We start from the raw sequence: 19001 nt of genomic DNA, 5'->3' as shown, positions 1-19001 counted from the left end.
AGCGAATTGTTGAATGATGTCAGATCAGATTCACCCCATTTCTTAAGAGATAAAGGAGTGTAAACATATGTCATCACCAAACTCAGTATCCACTAAATATGATCAAATTATTTCTAAAGGTAAGGCGATTTTACATCAGGAAGCACAAGCGATTTTAAATTCAGAATTAGAGCTAGGAGAAAATTTTTATCTTGCTGTTGAAATGATCACAGCTTGTAAAGGGAAGATCGTTGTAACTGGGATCGGCAAATCAGGCTGGATTGGTAGAAAAATATCATCGACCATGTCTAGCTTGGGAATTCCAGCTGTTTACATGAGCCCTGCAGAAGGCTTGCATGGTGACCTTGGAATTGTTCAAAAGAACGATATCGTACTGGCAATTAGTAAAAGTGGTGAATCTCAAGAGATCTCAGATATTCTCCCAACTCTTAAAAAGATTGAACCGAAGATGATTGCGATAACCTCTAATGAAAATTCTACTATGGGAAAACATGCAGATATTGTGTTGAAATTTACGATTGAAAAAGAAGCATGCCATATGAATTTAGCGCCAACTACAAGTACGACTGTTACCCTAGCGTTAGGTGATGCACTAGCACTAGTTGTATCTGAGCAAAAGGGATTCACTTCCAACGATTTTGCTCTTTATCATCCTGGTGGAAGCTTAGGGAAACGTCTAACCTTGAATGTAGAAGATTTGCTAGCAGCTGATTCATATACATTTGTTTCTGATGATGATCACTTCCAAGAAATCGTTATGGAATTAACAAAAAGACCTCTAGGTGGCACAGTTGTTTTAGACTCTAATAAAAAAATGATAGGAGTCATAACAGACGGAGATTTAAGAAGATCGATTGAAAAGCATGGTGAACAATCTTTCCAATTGCAAGCAACACAAATTATGACTAAAAATCCAATTGTTATTAATAAAGGGCTAACAGCCGGTCAGGCTATTCAGGTTATGGAAAAGAAACAGCGAGAAATTTCAGTTATTCCTGTATTGGATGGTCATGAATATATAGGCATGCTGCGCTTACATGATATATTAAAATTAGGATAATTTGAATGTCCTCAGATCTTGATTATTGTTTTACTCAAGAAAGAGGACTTCTTTTGTATGAAGGAAATAGCTAAGAATAGTATTTAATAAACTTCCTTTCACTTTAGAATGATATAGCTTTATTTTCTATGGTTGAATTGATTTTAAGGAGTTAAAAATATGATTGGAGTTTTTTGTCCCAAAGGTCAGCGAATGCCCTTTATGGATTCATTCTTTCAAGAAAGAATTACATATCTACCTGCAAAATACGTGGATAAATTAACGGGTATAACAGCTTATGGTAATGAAACTTACATCCAGCAGGGGAAAAAACTAGCTAGAAAAAAGAATCTACCATATTATACGATAGAAAATGGGTTGTCTAGTCAATTAATTGATGATAAACAGCTATTTGAGTTTGACTATTCATTACTTATTGACAATAATGGCTCCATTAAAAATAGTGAGGATACTACACAACTCGAACAGTTGTTGAATTCGGTTGATATCGATGCGAATTTACTTAAGAAGGCAAAAGAGGTTTTCGACTACATCACGAAGGCTCCATTAACTAGTGAGAACATAGTATTAGTAGATGAAAGATTAGAAAGAAACAATAAGAAAGAAGACACTTTTAAGGAAATGCTAGAGAGGGCAAAGAACACTTATGCAACAAATAACATAAAAGTATTATCTACCTTTGATGAAGAAGGATACTTGAAAAAACTTTGCCAAAACGAAAATGTTGAAATTATTTCTAGCGTGGATAAAGCAAATCAACTCATACATACTGCAAAAAAGGTGTTTGTCATTGAATCGATTACTGGATTTATGGCATTGCTGCAAAATAGAGAAGTTCACTGTTTTGGTTTACCATTTTATTCTGGTTTGGGACTTACAACGGATGAAATCAAAAATAGCCGTAGAACAAAGCAAAGAACAATATTAGAGCTTTTTACAATCTTTTTTTATTTTTATGAAAAGCAAATAAATCCATTAACAGGAATGCCAACTAATTTAAATGAGATTATCAAAATAATAGAAGATAAAAAGGATTCTCAGTTGGAAAGTAAAGAGAAAAAAATCTATTGTTTTGGCATTCAGCCATGGAAAAGAGGGTTTGTACGACCGTTTGTTAAAAATCCTTACAATACAATTTATTTTCCGAAAACTGTACAAGAAGTTCAAAATAAGTTTGACACGCAAAGTGAACTTTTGGTGTGGGGACATAAAGAGCCAGCAGATGTAAGAGAGTTAGCTGAGAAATGGAATAAGCCGGTTATGAGGATAGAAGACGGTTTTATTCGTTCAGTTGGCTTAGGGACAAACGTGACGCTTCCCTGGTCCTTAGCGTTAGATCATAAAGGGATATACTATAATCCACAGCAAGTAAGTGAATTGGAACATATCCTGACTCATCAACTCTTTACTGAAAATATGCTAGAAGATGCGATGAACATCAGAAAGAAGATTGTTGAAAATCAATTAACAAAGTACAATTCTGAGCCAATTGAATCACTAAACCTTCCGAGCGAAGGGAAAAAGGTGATTTTAGTACCTGGCCAAGTAGAAGATGATGCCTCAATTCGTTATGGATGTAAGGACATTAAAACAAATACCGAGCTGTTAAATAGTGTTAGGGAAAAAAATCAAGATGCTTATATTATTTATAAACCACACCCTGACATTGTTTCGAGGAATCGACAAGGCGAGGTAACCTCAGATTTTATTACAGATGCATGTGATCATATTGAAATTGAAGCGAGCATCATTAGTTGTATTAATTATGCCGATGAAGTACATACGATGACATCCTTAACAGGATTTGATGCTTTACTTCGTGATAAAACAGTTTATACGTATGGATCTCCATTTTATTCCGGCTGGGGTCTGACACATGATCGCCATTCTATAGATAGAAGGAAACGTACACTAACTCTTGATGAGCTTATTGCAGGAGCTTTACTCGTATATCCTAGGTACTTTGATTGGGAAAATGGAATAAGGGTTTCCTGTGATACAGTTATAGACAAACTCATTGAAAAGAGAAATATGTATTTTGATAATAGGCAGGCTAATATCAAAATACCAAACCGGTTAAAAAAAGTAGGCTTTTTACTAAAAGAAATGATAGAAAATCATTAAGATGGGGGTATAACATTTATGAAAGTTACAGTTATTGTTCCAGCTCGATATGGGTCAACTAGATTTCCAGGAAAACCACTTGCCAATATTCTTAATAAGCCAATGATTCAGCATGTGTATGAAAATGTTTCTGCTTCAACGTTTGTGGATGAAGTAATCGTTGCAACAGATGATGAAAGGATCAAAAACGTTGTAGAAGGTTTTAACGGTAATTGTTTCTTAACATCTAAAGAACATGCCACAGGGACAGATCGAATCGCTGAAGTTGCACGAGATCTATCAACTGATATTGTGGTAAACGTTCAAGGTGATGAACCACTTATCTCAGCAGATCTCATTGAAACTTTAGTACAACCATTTCTAAAAGACGATACATTACAGATGGCAACTTTAAAAACAAAAATTAATAATCCTGAAGATGTAGCGAATCCAAATGTGGTTAAAGTGATTACAAATAAAGATAATCACTCGATCTATTTTTCACGTTCAACGATTCCATATAACCGGGAAAATATTGCAGTAGACTATTATAAGCATATCGGAGTCTATGCATATCGAAAGTCATTCCTGTTTGACTATATTAACTTACCAGAATCAATACTTGAAAAGGCTGAATCATTAGAGCAGCTAAGAGCAATTGAAAATGGTCATTCTATTTATGTATCGGAAGTTTCAAATGAGTTAATTGGAGTAGATGTACCAGAAGATATTGCCAAAGTAGAGGAGTATTTAAAAGCACGATAATTTGATTATCGTGCTTTTAAAAATGTTTATCCAGCTAAGAATTGTTTTGCCTTTAGAATAAATTTCTCAAATTGCTCTTCTTGGATCAATTCATCATTTTCGTTTGATAATTGTTGTGTAGCTTTTTCAATTAATGAAATTCCTTTCATGCTATTATCTTTATGTCGTGGGATAATATGAAAATGAATGTGGCGCACCATTTCACTAATTGTAACTGAATACACTCTTTCGGCTAGCTGTTCGTTTCTTAAGAGAAGGTCGATCTTTTTGACAGTACTTTGAACATCACTTAATACTTCTAAAGGGATGTCCGACCAGTCTTCAAAATGTTCTACTGGTTCAATATATACATAACCAAGAAGATTGGCATCTAGTGGTGCATGTGAAACCACTATGAACTGATTACGGTAAATTTCTGAAGGATTGTGCTTCTTATTTTTTTCACATATAGGACATTGCATAATTTAGATTCTCCTTATTTTTTGTAATTTAGCATCTCTTTTACTGTAGATAAAAAGGTTTTCGAAGGCTCTTGAATATGTTTTGCCTTTTTTAAAAAGAATAGAATGAGTAATATTGATGCTATCGGTGTGTTTGTTAATCGTTTAAATAATGGCCCTTTACTAATCATTTGTGCTGTTGTTAAGCGGGATGTTTGTTCAGGCTTTTTATGATAGACAATGATTTGTGGAAAATAGCTTATTTTAAGCTTTTTGTTCATTAAATCACTTAAAAATATATTTTCTTCACCAGATGGATACTTTGTACCAAGGCCAAAATTTTCATCAAATGTTAGCTCAGTTGAAGTAACATTTTTTAATCTTACAAATAATTCAATAGAAGACTTCCTAAGGATATCCTTCTTCGAAATCTGACTTTTTGCTTTTTGTTCATAACTTTTATAATGAACCTTCTGCAATGGATCAAAAATTTGAAAGCAGGCTACATCTAGGGAGTCATCCTTTTCAAAAGCATTGATCACGTTTTGAAGTGAATCCTCAGGATACCAGCAATCATCATCTGAAAAGGTGACGATCGATCCAGCTATAGCTTTTAAGCCTTCATTTCTTGAATAGGAGAGTCCCTTTTTATTTAGTTTAATTTGCTTTATTTTCATATCGTATTGTGGTAAAAATTGAATACAATCATGATTTAATTGAGTGACTAATAGGACTTCGAAGTTTTGATAGGTTTGAGAACTAAGGCTATCAAAAAGTCTTCTAAGTTCATCAGGGCGATCGCCAAGAGTTGGTATAATTATGCTTATCATCTAATGCTCCCTTTTCATATTTAAATAAAACTTAACATATATTATCTTATTTTTGGTTTATATTTATGATATAAAACTTTATTGAACATAATCAATAAAGAAATAGTAAAATTCTTATTTACAACACAAAGATATAAGGAGTAAATAAATTGATGAATATTTGTGTAGTAGGAACAGGATATGTAGGTTTAGTATCAGGTGTTTGTTTTAGTGAGTTAGGTAATCATGTTACATGTGTAGATGTAGATGAGCAAAAAATAGCAAAATTAACAGAAGGTAAATCTCCAATCTATGAGCCAGGTATTGAGGACCTCATTCAAAAAAACCTTCATAAAAATCGTTTGCTTTTTACAACAGATTTAAAGCAAGCAATGGAATCTGCACAAATCGTTATTATTGCGGTAGGGACACCTAGAAAACAAAATGGTGAAGCAGATCTTACATATATTGAAAAAGTAGCGGAATCCATCGGGCAGCATTTAAAAAGCTATAAGGTGATTATAACAAAAAGTACAGTGCCAGTTGGAACTGGAAAAATCGTTAAAGAGATTATAAGACGTCATGCAGGAGAAGTGGAATTTGATGTAGCATCAAACCCGGAGTTTTTAAGAGAGGGTTCGGCAATTTATGATACATTAAACATGGAAAGAGCAGTTATAGGTGTTGAAAGTGAAAAAGCAGCGGAGCTTCTTATTGGATTACATAAACCTTTGACATCGAATATAGTTCTTACCAATATTGAAACAGCAGAAATGATCAAATATGCCTCAAATGCATTTTTAGCTACTAAAATTAGTTTTATAAATGAAATTGCGAATGTTTGCGAGTTATTAGGGGCAGATGTAACAAAAGTTGCTGAAGGTATGGGGTATGATAAACGGATTGGACATGCCTTTTTGCAAGCAGGTATTGGGTATGGAGGATCTTGTTTTCCAAAGGATACGAGTGCACTAGTTGCGATAGCTGAAAAGGCAGGTTATGATTTTAGAATTGTTAAGGATGTTGAGCAGGTAAATAAAGAGCAACGCTCCAAGGTAATTGATAAATTAAAAGTTGCATTAAAAAATGAACTATACGGAAAAAGGATTGCTGTACTTGGCTTGGCATTTAAACCAAATACAGATGATATGCGGGATGCTCCATCTGTGGATGTAATCCCAATTCTACAAAACGAAGGAGCAGAGGTTGTTGCATATGACCCTGTTGCAAATGAAAATGCCCAAAAAGTTATTCCTAATTTAGAAATCGCAGATACTATGCAAGAAGCAATTATTAACAGTGATGCAATCATGATCTTAACAGATTGGAAGGAATTTAAAGAGATAGATTTGACTGAAGTTTCAAAGTTAGTCAAACAAAAAATCATCATTGATGGTCGTAATATTTTTTCAAATGAACATATGGAACAAATGGGATTTTATTACGCTTCAATCGGTCGAAAAACAGTCTCTTTCAATTAATAGGATGTAGAGGAGATTTTCAAATGAAAGTTTTACTAACTGGCGGAGCTGGCTTTATAGGATCTAATCTAGCTGAAGAATATATAAAAGCAGGTTATGACGTTGTCGTAGTTGATAACTTAATAACTGGGAAACAGGAACATATTCATCCAATGGTAAAATTCTATGAGGTAGATATATGTTCTCAGGAATTCTATGATATTGCTATCAAGGAAAAGCCTGATCTGATTAATCATCATGCTGCAAATATAGATGTGCAATCTTCTATTAAAAACCCTGGGTTAGATGCGAAGATAAATATTATCGGAACGATAAATGTATTGGAAGTATGCAAGGAATTAGGTGTACCACTGATTTACCCATCATCTGCAGCTGTTTATGGGACACCTAATTATTTAGGAATTGATGAAAAACATGAAATTACACCAATATCTAATTACGGAATATCCAAATATACGCCTGAACAATATATCAGACTCTATCATAATCTCTACAGAGTCCCTTATACGATTTTCCGTTATGCAAATGTGTATGGAATGAGACAAGATCCAAAAGGTGAAGGTGGAGTAATATCTGTATTAATGAAGTCAGCAATTGAAGGGAATTCCTTTAATTTATATGGTGATGGTAAACAAACAAGGGATTTTATCCATGTTTTTGATGTAGTAAGTGCAAATCTGTTAGCAAGTGCAAAGCCTCTAAACGATGTTTTTAACATTAGCACTGGAAAACAAACTGATTTACTTCAGCTTATTAACCTCGTAAAGGAAACGATTCACACTCAGTTTCCCGTGAATTTTATGGCAGATCGCAAAGGGGATATAAAACATAGTTTTCTTCTAAATGATAAGTTTAAGAAGCATGTTGATTGGAAGCCATCAGTCGAACTTTTAGAAGGAATTAACATGACATATCAGTACTATTTATCTCAGTAAGGAAGTGCATTATGGTATTAATACAAGTGTTATTATGGTTTTTTATCTTTCTAATTATTTATATTTATTTTGGTTATCCTACTTTATTATGGATGGTTTCAAAAATAAAACAAGCAAAAACAATTACTGATGACGAATATCAACCGAAGGTAACGATGTTTATTGCGGCATATAATGAAGAAAAGGTCATAAAGAATAAGCTCCTTAACACAATTGATTTATCGTATCCAAAGGACAAATTACAAGTTATTGTCGTATCAGATGATTCATCAGATCGTACAAATGAATTTGTTAATGAAATTGCTGAGGATTATCCTTTTATAAAATTAAATATTGTATATGGGCGTAAAGGGAAGACAGAAGCATTAAATAAAAGTGTCCATTTAGCTAATGGTGATATTCTCGTGTTTTCAGATGCAAATTCCATGTATAAGGAAGATGCAATCCATCATTTGGTCAAATACTATGTTGATGAGTCTATTGGTGGTGTTTGTGGGGAATTAAAATTGATTAATCCAACGAATTCTGCTATTGGTGAATCGGAAGGCGTGTATTGGAAATACGAAAGATTGTTAAAAACATTAGAAAGTAGAACGGGTACAAGTGTTGTGGGAAATGGATCAATCTATAGTATTCGGAAGTCATTATTCAAACCTATGAATCCGAATGTTGGTGATGATATGCAAAATCCGCTCATCATTATTGGACAAGGTAAACGATATATTTATGACCGAGATGCGGTAACGGTTGAAGAAACATCACCTAGTAATGTAGAGGAATTTGGCCGCAAAGTGAGGATTGTGACTAGAAGTTTCACTGGAGTTCTTTCTTACAAACGTTTGTTTAACCCATTTACACGGTTTGAACTATTTTTTAAATATTTATCACATAAATTATTACGATATCTAGTTCCATACTATATGATCATTGTTTTTATCCTAAATATCACTCTGATCACTCAGCCTTTTTATATGGTATTGTTTGGGCTTCAAGTGTTGTTTTATTTATTAGCTTATGTAGGGAAATTTATAAAAAGTTTTGTCACTTACATACCATACTATTTCTGTATCGTTAACCTAGCAGCTCTAATAGGAACTTATCGGGCTTTAACAGGAAAACGACAAGCAGTTTGGAAACCTACTTCTAGATAATGTTGGACAAGGCCATAGTGTAACAAAATAAAAAGTGAAGAGAAACCATCGCTTCTCTTCACTTTATGTGTGTATTAATTATTTTTATTTTTAAGAGGCTCTCTTTTATTTATTAATTTAGCTAAAGCAGTGAGCAATGGCTTGTGGTTTCCGATTAATCCAATTAATTCTGCTAGAAGCTGGAACAATATCAACAATGCTACCATGAATAATAAGGATAACCAAAGTGTCGTTCTTGTAAAGAGGATAGCCGATAATCCAAAGGATACACCAATTGCATAAATGATCATAACTGTTGCCCGATGACTAAAGCCCATTGCTAATAATCTGTGATGAAGGTGAGCCTTATCTGGTGATGAGATACTTTGCTTATTAAGCAATCTTCTCACAATGGCGAATATTGTATCGAAAATTGGAACTGCTAGAGCAATAATTGGTAAACCTAAACTAAAGATTGTCACACTTTTATATAAGCCTAATATTGAGATAACGGCAATGCAATATCCAAGAAATAATGCGCCTGTATCACCGAGAAAAATTTTAGCAGGGTGGAAGTTATACGGTAAAAAGCCTAAAATACTACCAATTAGGATTACAGTTATAGATATAACGAACATTTGCCCATTCAAGATCGAAAGAACAAGTATCGATGATAGCGCAATAGCTGATATTCCTGCAGATAATCCATCAAGACCGTCGATTAAGTTGATGGCATTTGTTATTGCAATTATCCATATTACAGCAATAATATAGCTAAATACCCCAAGTTCAATTTTTTCACCTATAAAGGGGATTATGAAAAAGTCAATCTTAACCCCAGCTGAAACGACGATAATGGCCGCAATTAATTGGCCCAAAACCTTCCATTTGGGTGTTAAATTATATTTATCATCTATCATACCGATAACTAGTATAATAAAGCCTCCAAGCATAACTGGTACTAGATAATTATAAAAAGGCTTTAGATATAGGATACCAGCAGTTGCCCCGAGGACAATGGATAGTCCACCAATCAGAGGTTTAGGTGCTTTATGAACTTTACGATAATTAGGTATATCGACAAAACCGAATCTTTTTGCAAATTTAATAACAAATGGAGTTGATACTAAAGAAACTGTGAATGCAAGTATAAACCCAAATAGTTGGTATATTGTTATCATTGTGTTCACCTCTTTTAAGGTGTAGTTTATTAAATCATCTCATGAGAAGGATAAATGATTTTAATTAATTATGCAATCTTTTTTCTGAAATGTAATCGTTTATTAATAGTAGCATCTTTTATTAGACGTGATTAAGGTAAAAAAGGTTTCAGTATTATTGTTCATCTATTTAATAAGAAATAAACCCTTTTATATGAAAAAAACTGAGGAGAAGAACCCCACAGTTATTTTCACTTTATTCTTCAATAGTACTATCCGCAGAAGTAGTATCAGTACTACCAGATGAGCTACTATTACTATGATTCAAATGAGTTTGTAATTCTGTTGTTAATTCAGCGAGCTTTTCTTCATCTGGGATATAATAATATGTCCCATTTATATACTCATCAGAACCTTCGACTGATAATTGCTCAATAGAAGATGCATTAAAGTTTTTAAATTGACTTTGTAATCCCAGACCTTCACTTACTTTCATATTTGTTTCAACGTTATTCCCAATATGTTTAGCAATATCATCAAATTTTAACAAATTTTTCGGTGACAGCATAGAATTAACAGCAGCAGTGATGATTTGTTTTTGACGATCATTTCGGCCAAAGTCACCTCGAGGATCACGCTTTCTCATCCTTGCATAGGCCAATGCTTCTTCTCCATCTAATTTCATTGTTCCTTCATAAAACTCGATTCTTCTTTTATTCTCCGGATCATCGCTGTTTTCCCAAAAATCGAAAGGGACATCAACCGTAACTCCACCAATTTCATCAACAATTTCTTTAAAACCATTAAAGTTTACTGTTGCATAATAATCTACTGGAATGTCTAATAAGGTTTCAACTGCATTAATTGTTGCTTCTTTACCACCAAAAACATAGGCATGATTAATTTTGTCTTCCTTTTCTCGTTCCTCCTGGTATACCATCGTGTCCCTAGGAATACTAATCAGTTTAACTGATTGATCCTTTGGGTTAATTGTTGCAACAATAATTGAATCTGTTCGGCCTTGTTCACCACCAGAGGAGTAATCCTCAATGCCTAAAAGTAATACTGAAAAAGGATCTTCAGAAATTTCTACTGCTTCAGTTCGAAGCTTAGATTTTTCTCCTCTTTCCAATTCTGAATATGACTCACTTGCCGCTTGATAGGTTTCAAATAAAACATAACCGATATAACAACTGATAACTAAAAATAAAAGAATTGTAAAAAAAAGAATTCTCCTAAGGATAGGACGTTTTCTTTTTTTTCTAACCTTCCTCATTTGTTTTCTATCCATAAATTTCTCCTCTTACAGTTAATTTTGAACTATTTGTTCTAGATAAGTGACTTCGCCTTCTGAAATATAACCTTTCCCATTCGTAAGCTCCGTCATCCAGTCTATAAAGGTACCCTTATTATCTTCTTCTACATATGCTTCCACTTCAACATCATTTAAATAATGAATTTCTTTCAACAAAAATGTGGAAGAACGTAATTCATTTTCCACTTTTCCCAACCATGTATAATCAATTTTTGTATGCATCACACGCATTAGCTTTCGTTCGACAATTCCGATCGCGCCTAACCCTTCAGAAACAGACTTTCCGTAAGCGCGTATCAATCCACCGGTTCCAAGCTTAATACCGCCGAAGTAACGGGTAACAACGACTACCGTGTCTTTTAATTGTTTCTTTTTTAGAACCTCTAGCATGGGAACTCCGGCAGTTCCACTAGGTTCACCATCATCATTTGCTTTTTGGATATGATCATTTTCCCCAATGATATATGCAGAGCAATTGTGATTGGCGTCATAGTGTTTCTTTTTTATTTGTTGAATAAAGCTCTGAGCGTCTTGTTCATTGGTTACTCGCTCTATATAACAAATAAAACGTGATTTTTGGATAATTATTTCATGCTCTCCATAGCCTTTTACGGTATAATAATGTGAAAGCATGCTTGTACACCTCCTGACAAGCAAGCAAAATTAGAATAGCATATTCTTTTATTATAAAACGACATTTTTTTTACTTCAATCGTTAATAATGTGACAAACTAAAAAGAGTTACGTTGAAATTTGTAAAATGGTGTTGTTAGTCAGGTTTAGCTTACATAAAATAGCGGAGGGAAAATCGTGAACTCCAATAAGATAGATAGCAAATTACTCGATGAAGTTTTAGATAAAATGATCCATACGGTGGATGGAAGCAAGGGTGAGATTTTTCAAATTGGTGAGCAGTCTCGTCAGCAATATGAAGAGTTAGTAGTGGAACTAAAGGATATAAAAGTCCAAGTGAGTAAAGTGATTGAAGAAGGAGATAAGCTTGAAGTCCATGCGCGATTTGCACGTAATCGACTTTCACAAGTGAGTAAACATTTTAAGGAGTTTTCCGAGGATGAAATTCGGGAGGCTTATGAAAAGGCTCACAAGCTTCAAGTAGAGCTTACAATGATTCAGCAGCATGAAAAGCAGCTGCGTGTTCGTCGTGATGATCTCGAGCGTCGTTTACTTGGGCTTCAGGAAATTATTGAACGTTCTCAGTCACTTGTTAGTCAAATTACAGTTGTTTTAAATTATTTAAATCGTGATATTCGTCAGGTCGGTTTACTATTAGAGGATGCCCAGCAAAAACAGGACTTTGGGTTACGGATTATCGAAGCCCAAGAGGAGGAGCGAAAGCGGGTATCAAGAGAGATACACGATGGCCCGGCGCAAATGCTTGCCAACGTGATGATGCGTTCTGAACTAATTGAACGGATTTATCGTGAACGTGGTGCTGAGGAAGGCTTTAAGGAAATTCGCAACTTGCGACAAAACGTTCGTAATGCTTTATATGAGGTTCGTCGGATTATCTATGACTTAAGACCAATGGCGTTAGATGACTTAGGACTTATTCCGACCCTCAGAAAATATATGAATACAATCGAAGAATATAATGGAAAAACGAAGATTTATTTTGAAAGTCTTGGCTGCCTTGAGGCTAAACGACTTACTTCTCGATTTGAGGTTGCCCTATTCCGGCTTGCTCAAGAGGCGGTTACAAATGCCTTAAAGCATGCGGAAGCTACAGAGATTTCTGTAAAGGTCGAAGCAGCCGAGAAGACCTTTACAATGGTCATTAAAGACAATGGTAAAGGGTTTAAATTAGAAGAATTCAAAGGGAATAAAGACAAGAAATCATTTGGACTTATTGGCATGAAGGAAAGAGTTGACTTGTTAGAAGGGAAAATGACGATTGATTCTAAGGTTGGTTTAGGGACTTTTATCATGATTCAAGTACCATATCAAGTTGGTTAACAAAGGTATTCAGATAAATACGGTCTAAAGGCTTATTGACGGTATAGATGGCTAATAGACTAGAATAAACTAGTGGGGAGGCGTAAGCATGAAGACGAAAATTGTAATTATTGATGATCATCAGTTATTTCGTGAAGGTGTAAAACGCATTTTAGATTTCGAACCAAGTTTTGAGGTTGTTGCAGAAGGTGATGACGGGGAAGAGGCTTTAGCAATTGTTGAGGCACACAAGCCTGATGTCGTGATCATGGATATCAACATGCCAAAAGTAAATGGTGTCGAAGCAACAAAACAATTAATTGAAGCGAACGCTGATACAAAGGTCATTATTTTATCAATACATGATGATGAGAACTATGTAACGCACGCGTTAAAGACAGGTGCAAGAGGTTACTTATTAAAAGAGATGGACGCAGATACACTAATTGAGGCAGTAAAGGTTGTCGCAGATGGTGGCTCTTATTTACATCCAAAAGTAACCCATAATTTAGTCAATGAGTTTAGACGACTGGCAACATCAAGTGGACAAGCTAATCCAACTCAGCACTTACAACCGGAAATCCGTCGTCCATTACATATTCTTACTCGACGCGAGTGTGAAGTCTTACAAATGCTTGCAGACGGTAAAAGCAACCGTGGAATTGGTGAAGCATTATTTATTAGTGAAAAAACAGTTAAAAACCATGTAAGTAATATTTTGCAAAAAATGAGTGTAAATGATCGTACACAAGCTGTTGTTGTTGCGATTAAAAATGGTTGGGTTGAAGTAAAGTAAATGTAATTAGCGGGTCAGGCTCTTTTTAGGGGTCTGGCTCTTTTTGTTTCGGTTGATATAATTAGCATTATGAATATTTAAGGCTGTTTTAGCAAACTTTGTTGGTAGTACCAAGTTGTGGTGTGGTTGATTTCCGCTCCAGTTGCTCGCTTTCCGCGGGGCGGGCGGTGAGCCTCCTCGGCATAAACGCCTGTGGGGTCTCACCTGTCCCGCTACTCCCGCAGGAGTCTCGCAATCCGTTCCAATCAACCTGAATTAGTTTTTGTTTTAAAAACAACAAGCACATAGAAAAGAGCAAAAACTGGACAAAAACGTACGAACTCGACAATAAAAGCATAACAGGCGACAATAAATTCATTTTCCACTTTAGATTGCTATTGACTTCAATGCTAAAGGTAGTGTAATTACATACATGATCCGTTAAAATATAAGTAAACTATAAGTATTGTTACAAGGAAGGAATTAAAATTATGAAAACGGCTATTTTAACAGATAGTACCGCATATATCACAAAGGAAATCCGTGATAAGCATAAGATCCATATGATTCCATTAAGCGTCAATTTTGGGATGGAAACCTATCAGGAAGAGGTCGAAATTACAGCAGAGCAATTTTTCGCTGAAATTAGAGAGAAGCAGGAGCTTCCTACAACATCACAGCCTCCGGTGGGGATGTTTGTGGAATTATTCGAAAAACTATCTGAAGAATATGATGCAGTCATCTCAATCCACCTTTCAAGCGGAGTTAGTGGTACATACAGCGGAGCAGCAACCGCAGCTACTATGGTTGATCACATAAAGGTTTACCCATTTGATTCAGAAGTGAGCTGTATGGTACAAGGTTTTTATGTGCTTGAAGCAGCAGAAATGGCGCAAGCTGGAAAAACTCCTGAGGAGCTCTTAGCTCGCTTAGAAGAAATGAAGCAGTCAATGCGTGCCTATTTTATGGTTGACGATTTAACGAACTTGCAGCGAGGGGGACGTTTAAGTGGAGCCCAAGCATTGATCGGTAGCTTACTACAAGTTAAACCGATTCTCCATTTTGAAGATAAAGTCATTGTTCCTTTTGAAAAGATTCGTACAAGGAAGAAAGCGTTAAACCGAATGTATGAGCTTTTTAACGAGGATGCTGAAAAAAACATTCCAATCCGAGCAGTGGCGATTCATGCCAATCAACCAGATGTAGCCGAGAAACTGAAGCAGGAGCTTGAATCAAAGTATCCAAATGTTGAATGCTTGACTAGCTATTTTGGACCTGTGATTGGAACTCATCTAGGAGAGGGTGCGATTGGTCTAGGGTGGTATAGGAAATAAGTGTTGTTTTAAATAGGATTTATAAAAAAATGCATAAGGGAAAAGTACAGAAGTTCTAGTACTTTTTTCCTCTATTTTAGTAAATTATGGACAGGCTGGTAAATATCATTCATAATACTCATGTACTATGCAGAGGAAGGTTTGATTGCTATGAGTTTTACCTCAAGTCAAGAAATAAAAAACAAAAGTGAAGACAAGAAAAGAACTTATCGCCATTGGACAACCTTAGAAGACCGCAAACTCTTAGAATTACGCAATAGCGGCATGAAATTTAGACATATCGCTACCCAATTATCTCGTACTGCGATTAGTGTAGAAAAACGATATCGGAAAATTTTAAGAGGTGAATGAGGTGACAAATGAGATTTACTGTTCAAAATAATAGTCTTACTCCAGTACTTTCCCACCAAGAAGGATTGCCGATTTCTAAGTGCACATCCATTCCACAAAACCCAATTAATGAAGAATTTAATTTCTCTCCAGAGCTACAGCAATACCTATCAGGTAAGGAATTGCTTCATTCGGAAATTCCCTTCACAGTTGAACAACTTCACACTCATTATCAGCATGGCTTTATTACATTAACTCATGGTATTTTTCGTGAAAAGGATCACTTAACCTGCAATCGTTGTGGCAACAATAATCCTTCACTATTTGCGTACTTTTCCTGTGCCCGTTGTGGAGAACAGCAATGTCATTATTGCAGAAAATGCATAATGATGGGGCGAGTAAGCGAATGCACTCCCTTATATAGTTGGGTGGGCACTCCACCAGCAGAAAGATCATCCGCATCTCTAGATTGGAACGGAGTCCTGTCGAAGGGACAGGCTCATGCATCGGAGCAGGTAGTAAATGCCATCAAGCATGATCAAGAGCTTCTCGTATGGGCTGTCTGTGGTGCTGGAAAAACAGAGGTATTATTTAAAGGGATTGAATATGCATTATCTATTGGAAAGAAAATCTGCATTGCCACTCCACGCACAGATGTTGTCCTAGAATTAACCCCACGACTTAAAAACGTATTCCCAACCACCGCCGTCGCTGCACTATACGGAGGAAGTGAAGAAAACCACAAGCCCGCATCACTCTATCTTTCAACAACACATCAATTATTACGATTCAAAGAAGCATTTGATACGGTCATTGTAGATGAGGTGGACGCGTTTCCTTACACTGCTGATAGTTCCCTACAATATGCGGTAGAAAAATCCCGCAAAGCCACTAGTTCTCTCATTTATCTAACAGCTACTCCCTCTAAGCAATGGAAAAAAGATGTGGAACAAAAGAAACGAAGAACTGTGAAAATACCAGCTAGATATCACGGACATCCATTACCCGTTCCACAATTTTCTTGGTGTGGAAATTGGAAGAAGCAATTAAAAAAGGGAAGATTACCAAACGTTATTATCAAGTGGATGACCAAACAGCTGCAACGTAACAAGCAGGCGTTTTTATTTGTGCCATCTGTTAAAATCATCGACCAAGTTGTACAGCTGTGCAGGCATTACGATGAGCGAATTGTCGGCGTCTATGCAGAAGACCCAGAGAGAAAGGAAAAGGTAAGGAGTTTTCGTAACGGAGAAGTGCCAATCATAGTAACTTCTACGATATTAGAACGAGGCGTGACAATTGCAAACAGTGATGTAGCTGTGCTCGGCAGTGAGGATGATATTTTTACTGAAAGTGCACTAGTGCAAATATCTGGCCGAGTTGGAAGAAGTGCATCATATCCAACTGGCGACATCATTCTGTTTCACTTTGGTAAAACACAAGCGATGCTGGATGCCAAAAGCCATATTCTACAAATGAATAAGGAAGCAGTAAGGAGTGAGGATTTTACCAATAAATAGTATAGATCTTTCGCATAAATCCTTTCTATGTCATAATCAAAGTAATATTGACAGCAAGGAGATCGTAAGCATGATCATTAACGCGATGGAACGGATTATGAAGGATTTATTAGACGAATATAAAACTCGACTACAGCTAAATTGCACCTGCAATGAGTGCTTAGACGACATCCTAGCCCTCACATTAAATAAAACCCACCCTCGTTATGTGACGAAGGCAGAGAAAGTCATGTATATTAAGGCCGAATTTATTGATAAACAAGAAATGACTTCACTTCTAGTAAAACTAGCTGAATGTGCAAAGATTGTTTCTGATAATCCGACATGCCAAAATCAACAAAAGGAGAAGATCTAAGATTATATGTCTTATCTGTAATGAAGAGATTGCTAACAAGGCTTCATGGACAAGCTTGCTGTTGCTACCTGAAAATACAGCATGTGATGAGTGCTATCAAGCGTTAAAAAAGATTACAGGGGCAACCTGTCCTAGCTGTAGTCGGCCACAGGAAACAGAAACGCGGTGTAGTGACTGCCAAAGGTGGGAGGATGATCCTATGTGGAAAAACATCCTCCACAAAAACATCTCAGTATTTGAATATAATGACGCAGTAAAGGAAGTTCTTGCAACCTTTAAATTCCGTGGAGATGCTGCTTTGGTTAACGTATTTCAAAACGACTTTCTTGGCGTTTATAAAAACCAAATTTCCTCTCAAAATATTGACTATGCAATCCCGATCCCCTTAAGCAAAGAACGCTTGTATGAACGTGGTTTTAATCAAGCAAAACTGCTCGCTGATTTCCTCCCTATTCCCCAACTAGACGTTCTCCAACGAACCCACCATGAAAAACAATCAAAAAAATCACGTCTCGAACGATTAACAGCCTCAAATGTGTTTTCTGTGACAGAATCAAGTAAAATAGATAATAGAAGTTTTTTATTAATAGATGATATTTATACAACAGGGAGCACACTTAGGCATGCTGCAAAGCTACTTATTCAACACGGAGCTACAAGTGTTTCCTCTTTAACATTAATTAGAAGCTAAAAAAATTAATATACCTGCCGATATAAGTAATAGATCATATTCGGATAGGAGAATGACAATGGGAGAACTATCAAACTGCCCAAAATGTAATGCCTTATTTGTAAAAACACAGTTTCGTTCAGTATGTGATGGCTGTTTCAAAATAGAAGAAAAAGCATATGAAACAGTCTACCAATTTTTACGCAAGCGTGAAAATCGCAAAGCAATGCTTCATGAAGTCGTTGAAGCGACGGGTGTTGAGGAAGAATTGGTGTTAAAATTTATACGTAATGGTAGAATTCAGCTTTCTAATTTTCCTAATCTCGGATACCCATGTGCAAAATGTGGAAAAACGATTAAAGAAGATAAGATTTGTGAAAGCTGTAAACAGGATATTCACAAGCAACTGGATCAAATGGAGCAGGTAGAAAAGATTAGTGAGCGGAACCAACTAAAAACGTCTAGTTACACTTACTACTCCCAAAGTACTAAAAAAAGGTGAATCACTAAAACTTGGTTAAAACAATCCGATAAATAATATATATAACGCACGAAAGCGAGGGATCCTCTTGAAAATAAATAATCTTGGTTCTATGGGTGTAAATCCATATAAACGCAGTTTAGAAAAAAGTGCTACAGCAGCACAAAAACCTCAAACAAAGGAAGATAAAGTAGAGATTTCCTCAAAAGCAATCGATCTCCAACAATCAAACGAGGTAACAAAAGCAAGACAAGAAAAGGTTCAAGCGATAAAAACACAACTAGAGAGCGGCACATATACAATTGATCCGAAGGCGATTGCAACGGGATTGGTTAACTTTTACAAAAAATAATTGACTTACAAGCTTTCAATACGGAGGGTTATA

At 35.7% G+C, this 19001-nt stretch carries 19 protein-coding genes; 14 read left to right on the top strand and 5 right to left on the bottom strand.

What is annotated here, in order from left to right; translation table 11 throughout:
- Positions 1-67 precede the first annotated feature (67 nt).
- The 3 genes from HUW50_RS06655 (at position 68) to kdsB (ending at position 3928) form a co-directional block, all read left to right on the top strand.
- Complete coding sequence (locus tag HUW50_RS06655; protein WP_083964640.1) at positions 68-1060, top strand: KpsF/GutQ family sugar-phosphate isomerase; 993 nt, start codon at positions 68-70, stop codon at positions 1058-1060.
- A gap of 159 nt (positions 1061-1219) precedes the next feature.
- Positions 1220-3184, top strand: coding sequence for a capsular polysaccharide biosynthesis protein (locus tag HUW50_RS06650; protein ID WP_185653791.1), 1965 nt, complete (start codon positions 1220-1222; stop codon positions 3182-3184).
- Between the two features lie 18 nt (positions 3185-3202).
- On the top strand, positions 3203-3928 hold the full coding sequence (gene kdsB / locus HUW50_RS06645; protein ID WP_066333170.1) for a 3-deoxy-manno-octulosonate cytidylyltransferase: 726 nt from the start codon (positions 3203-3205) through the stop codon (positions 3926-3928).
- Positions 3929-3954: 26 nt separating this feature from the next.
- Here the strand turns inward: kdsB and HUW50_RS06640 are convergent, their stop codons facing one another.
- Positions 3955-4389 carry an HIT family protein gene (locus HUW50_RS06640; protein ID WP_066333173.1) on the bottom strand — a complete coding sequence of 145 codons (435 nt, stop codon included), beginning with the start codon at positions 4387-4389 and terminating at the stop codon, positions 3955-3957.
- Between the two features lie 14 nt (positions 4390-4403).
- Positions 4404-5198 (bottom strand): glycosyltransferase family 2 protein, encoded by a 795-nt coding sequence (locus HUW50_RS06635; protein ID WP_066333182.1) that lies wholly within the window; start codon positions 5196-5198, stop codon positions 4404-4406.
- A 152-nt stretch (positions 5199-5350) separates the two neighbouring features.
- Here HUW50_RS06635 and HUW50_RS06630 point away from each other — a divergent pair, with 152 nt between their 5' ends.
- Genes HUW50_RS06630 through HUW50_RS06620 form a run of 3 tightly spaced genes read left to right on the top strand, consistent with a single transcriptional unit; the run spans position 5351 to position 8744 of the window.
- Complete coding sequence (locus HUW50_RS06630) at positions 5351-6658, top strand: UDP-glucose dehydrogenase family protein (protein ID WP_066333184.1); 1308 nt, start codon at positions 5351-5353, stop codon at positions 6656-6658.
- Between the two features lie 23 nt (positions 6659-6681).
- Complete coding sequence (locus tag HUW50_RS06625) at positions 6682-7593, top strand: NAD-dependent epimerase/dehydratase family protein (protein ID WP_066333186.1); 912 nt, start codon at positions 6682-6684, stop codon at positions 7591-7593.
- An 11-nt stretch (positions 7594-7604) separates the two neighbouring features.
- Positions 7605-8744 (top strand): glycosyltransferase family 2 protein, encoded by a 1140-nt coding sequence (locus tag HUW50_RS06620; RefSeq protein ID WP_066333190.1) that lies wholly within the window; start codon positions 7605-7607, stop codon positions 8742-8744.
- 74 nt (positions 8745-8818) lie between these two features.
- On the opposite strand, the gene HUW50_RS06615 is transcribed toward HUW50_RS06620, so the two are convergent.
- The 3 genes from HUW50_RS06615 to HUW50_RS06605 all read right to left on the bottom strand — a co-directional run bounded on the left by HUW50_RS06615 (position 8819) and on the right by HUW50_RS06605 (position 11831).
- Positions 8819-9904 (bottom strand): glycosyltransferase family 4 protein, encoded by a 1086-nt coding sequence (locus HUW50_RS06615; RefSeq protein WP_066333196.1) that lies wholly within the window; start codon positions 9902-9904, stop codon positions 8819-8821.
- A gap of 235 nt (positions 9905-10139) precedes the next feature.
- Positions 10140-11174 (bottom strand): LCP family protein, encoded by a 1035-nt coding sequence (locus HUW50_RS06610; protein WP_066333200.1) that lies wholly within the window; start codon positions 11172-11174, stop codon positions 10140-10142.
- A gap of 18 nt (positions 11175-11192) precedes the next feature.
- Positions 11193-11831 (bottom strand): YigZ family protein, encoded by a 639-nt coding sequence (locus HUW50_RS06605; protein ID WP_066333203.1) that lies wholly within the window; start codon positions 11829-11831, stop codon positions 11193-11195.
- Between the two features lie 177 nt (positions 11832-12008).
- On the opposite strand from HUW50_RS06605, the gene HUW50_RS06600 reads away from it, so the two are divergent.
- From HUW50_RS06600 to flgM, 8 genes are all read left to right on the top strand, one after another.
- Entirely contained in the window at positions 12009-13172 is a 1164-nt protein-coding gene (locus HUW50_RS06600) for a two-component sensor histidine kinase DegS (RefSeq protein ID WP_066333205.1), read from the top strand.
- Positions 13173-13260: 88 nt separating this feature from the next.
- Complete coding sequence (locus HUW50_RS06595; RefSeq protein WP_185653790.1) at positions 13261-13947, top strand: two-component system response regulator DegU; 687 nt, start codon at positions 13261-13263, stop codon at positions 13945-13947.
- A 470-nt stretch (positions 13948-14417) separates the two neighbouring features.
- Positions 14418-15260 (top strand): DegV family protein, encoded by an 843-nt coding sequence (locus tag HUW50_RS06590; RefSeq protein ID WP_066333209.1) that lies wholly within the window; start codon positions 14418-14420, stop codon positions 15258-15260.
- A gap of 359 nt (positions 15261-15619) precedes the next feature.
- Positions 15620-17110, top strand: coding sequence for an ATP-dependent helicase ComFA (locus HUW50_RS06585; RefSeq protein ID WP_185653789.1), 1491 nt, complete (start codon positions 15620-15622; stop codon positions 17108-17110).
- 70 nt (positions 17111-17180) lie between these two features.
- On the top strand, positions 17181-17465 hold the full coding sequence (locus HUW50_RS06580; RefSeq protein WP_066333221.1) for a late competence protein ComFB: 285 nt from the start codon (positions 17181-17183) through the stop codon (positions 17463-17465).
- A 199-nt stretch (positions 17466-17664) separates the two neighbouring features.
- On the top strand, positions 17665-18156 hold the full coding sequence (locus HUW50_RS06575) for a ComF family protein (protein WP_232329038.1): 492 nt from the start codon (positions 17665-17667) through the stop codon (positions 18154-18156).
- A 58-nt stretch (positions 18157-18214) separates the two neighbouring features.
- Positions 18215-18637 carry a TIGR03826 family flagellar region protein gene (locus HUW50_RS06570; RefSeq protein WP_066333223.1) on the top strand — a complete coding sequence of 141 codons (423 nt, stop codon included), beginning with the start codon at positions 18215-18217 and terminating at the stop codon, positions 18635-18637.
- Positions 18638-18704: 67 nt separating this feature from the next.
- Positions 18705-18968, top strand: coding sequence for a flagellar biosynthesis anti-sigma factor FlgM (gene flgM / locus HUW50_RS06565; protein ID WP_066333226.1), 264 nt, complete (start codon positions 18705-18707; stop codon positions 18966-18968).
- Positions 18969-19001 lie beyond the last annotated feature (33 nt).

The organism is Metabacillus sp. KUDC1714, from assembly GCF_014217835.1.
In the GTDB taxonomy this organism is placed as follows: domain Bacteria; phylum Bacillota; class Bacilli; order Bacillales; family Bacillaceae; genus Metabacillus; species Metabacillus rhizosphaerae.
The sequence above is the reverse complement of the archived record's forward strand: the minus strand, read 5'-3'. Positions and strand labels throughout refer to the sequence as shown.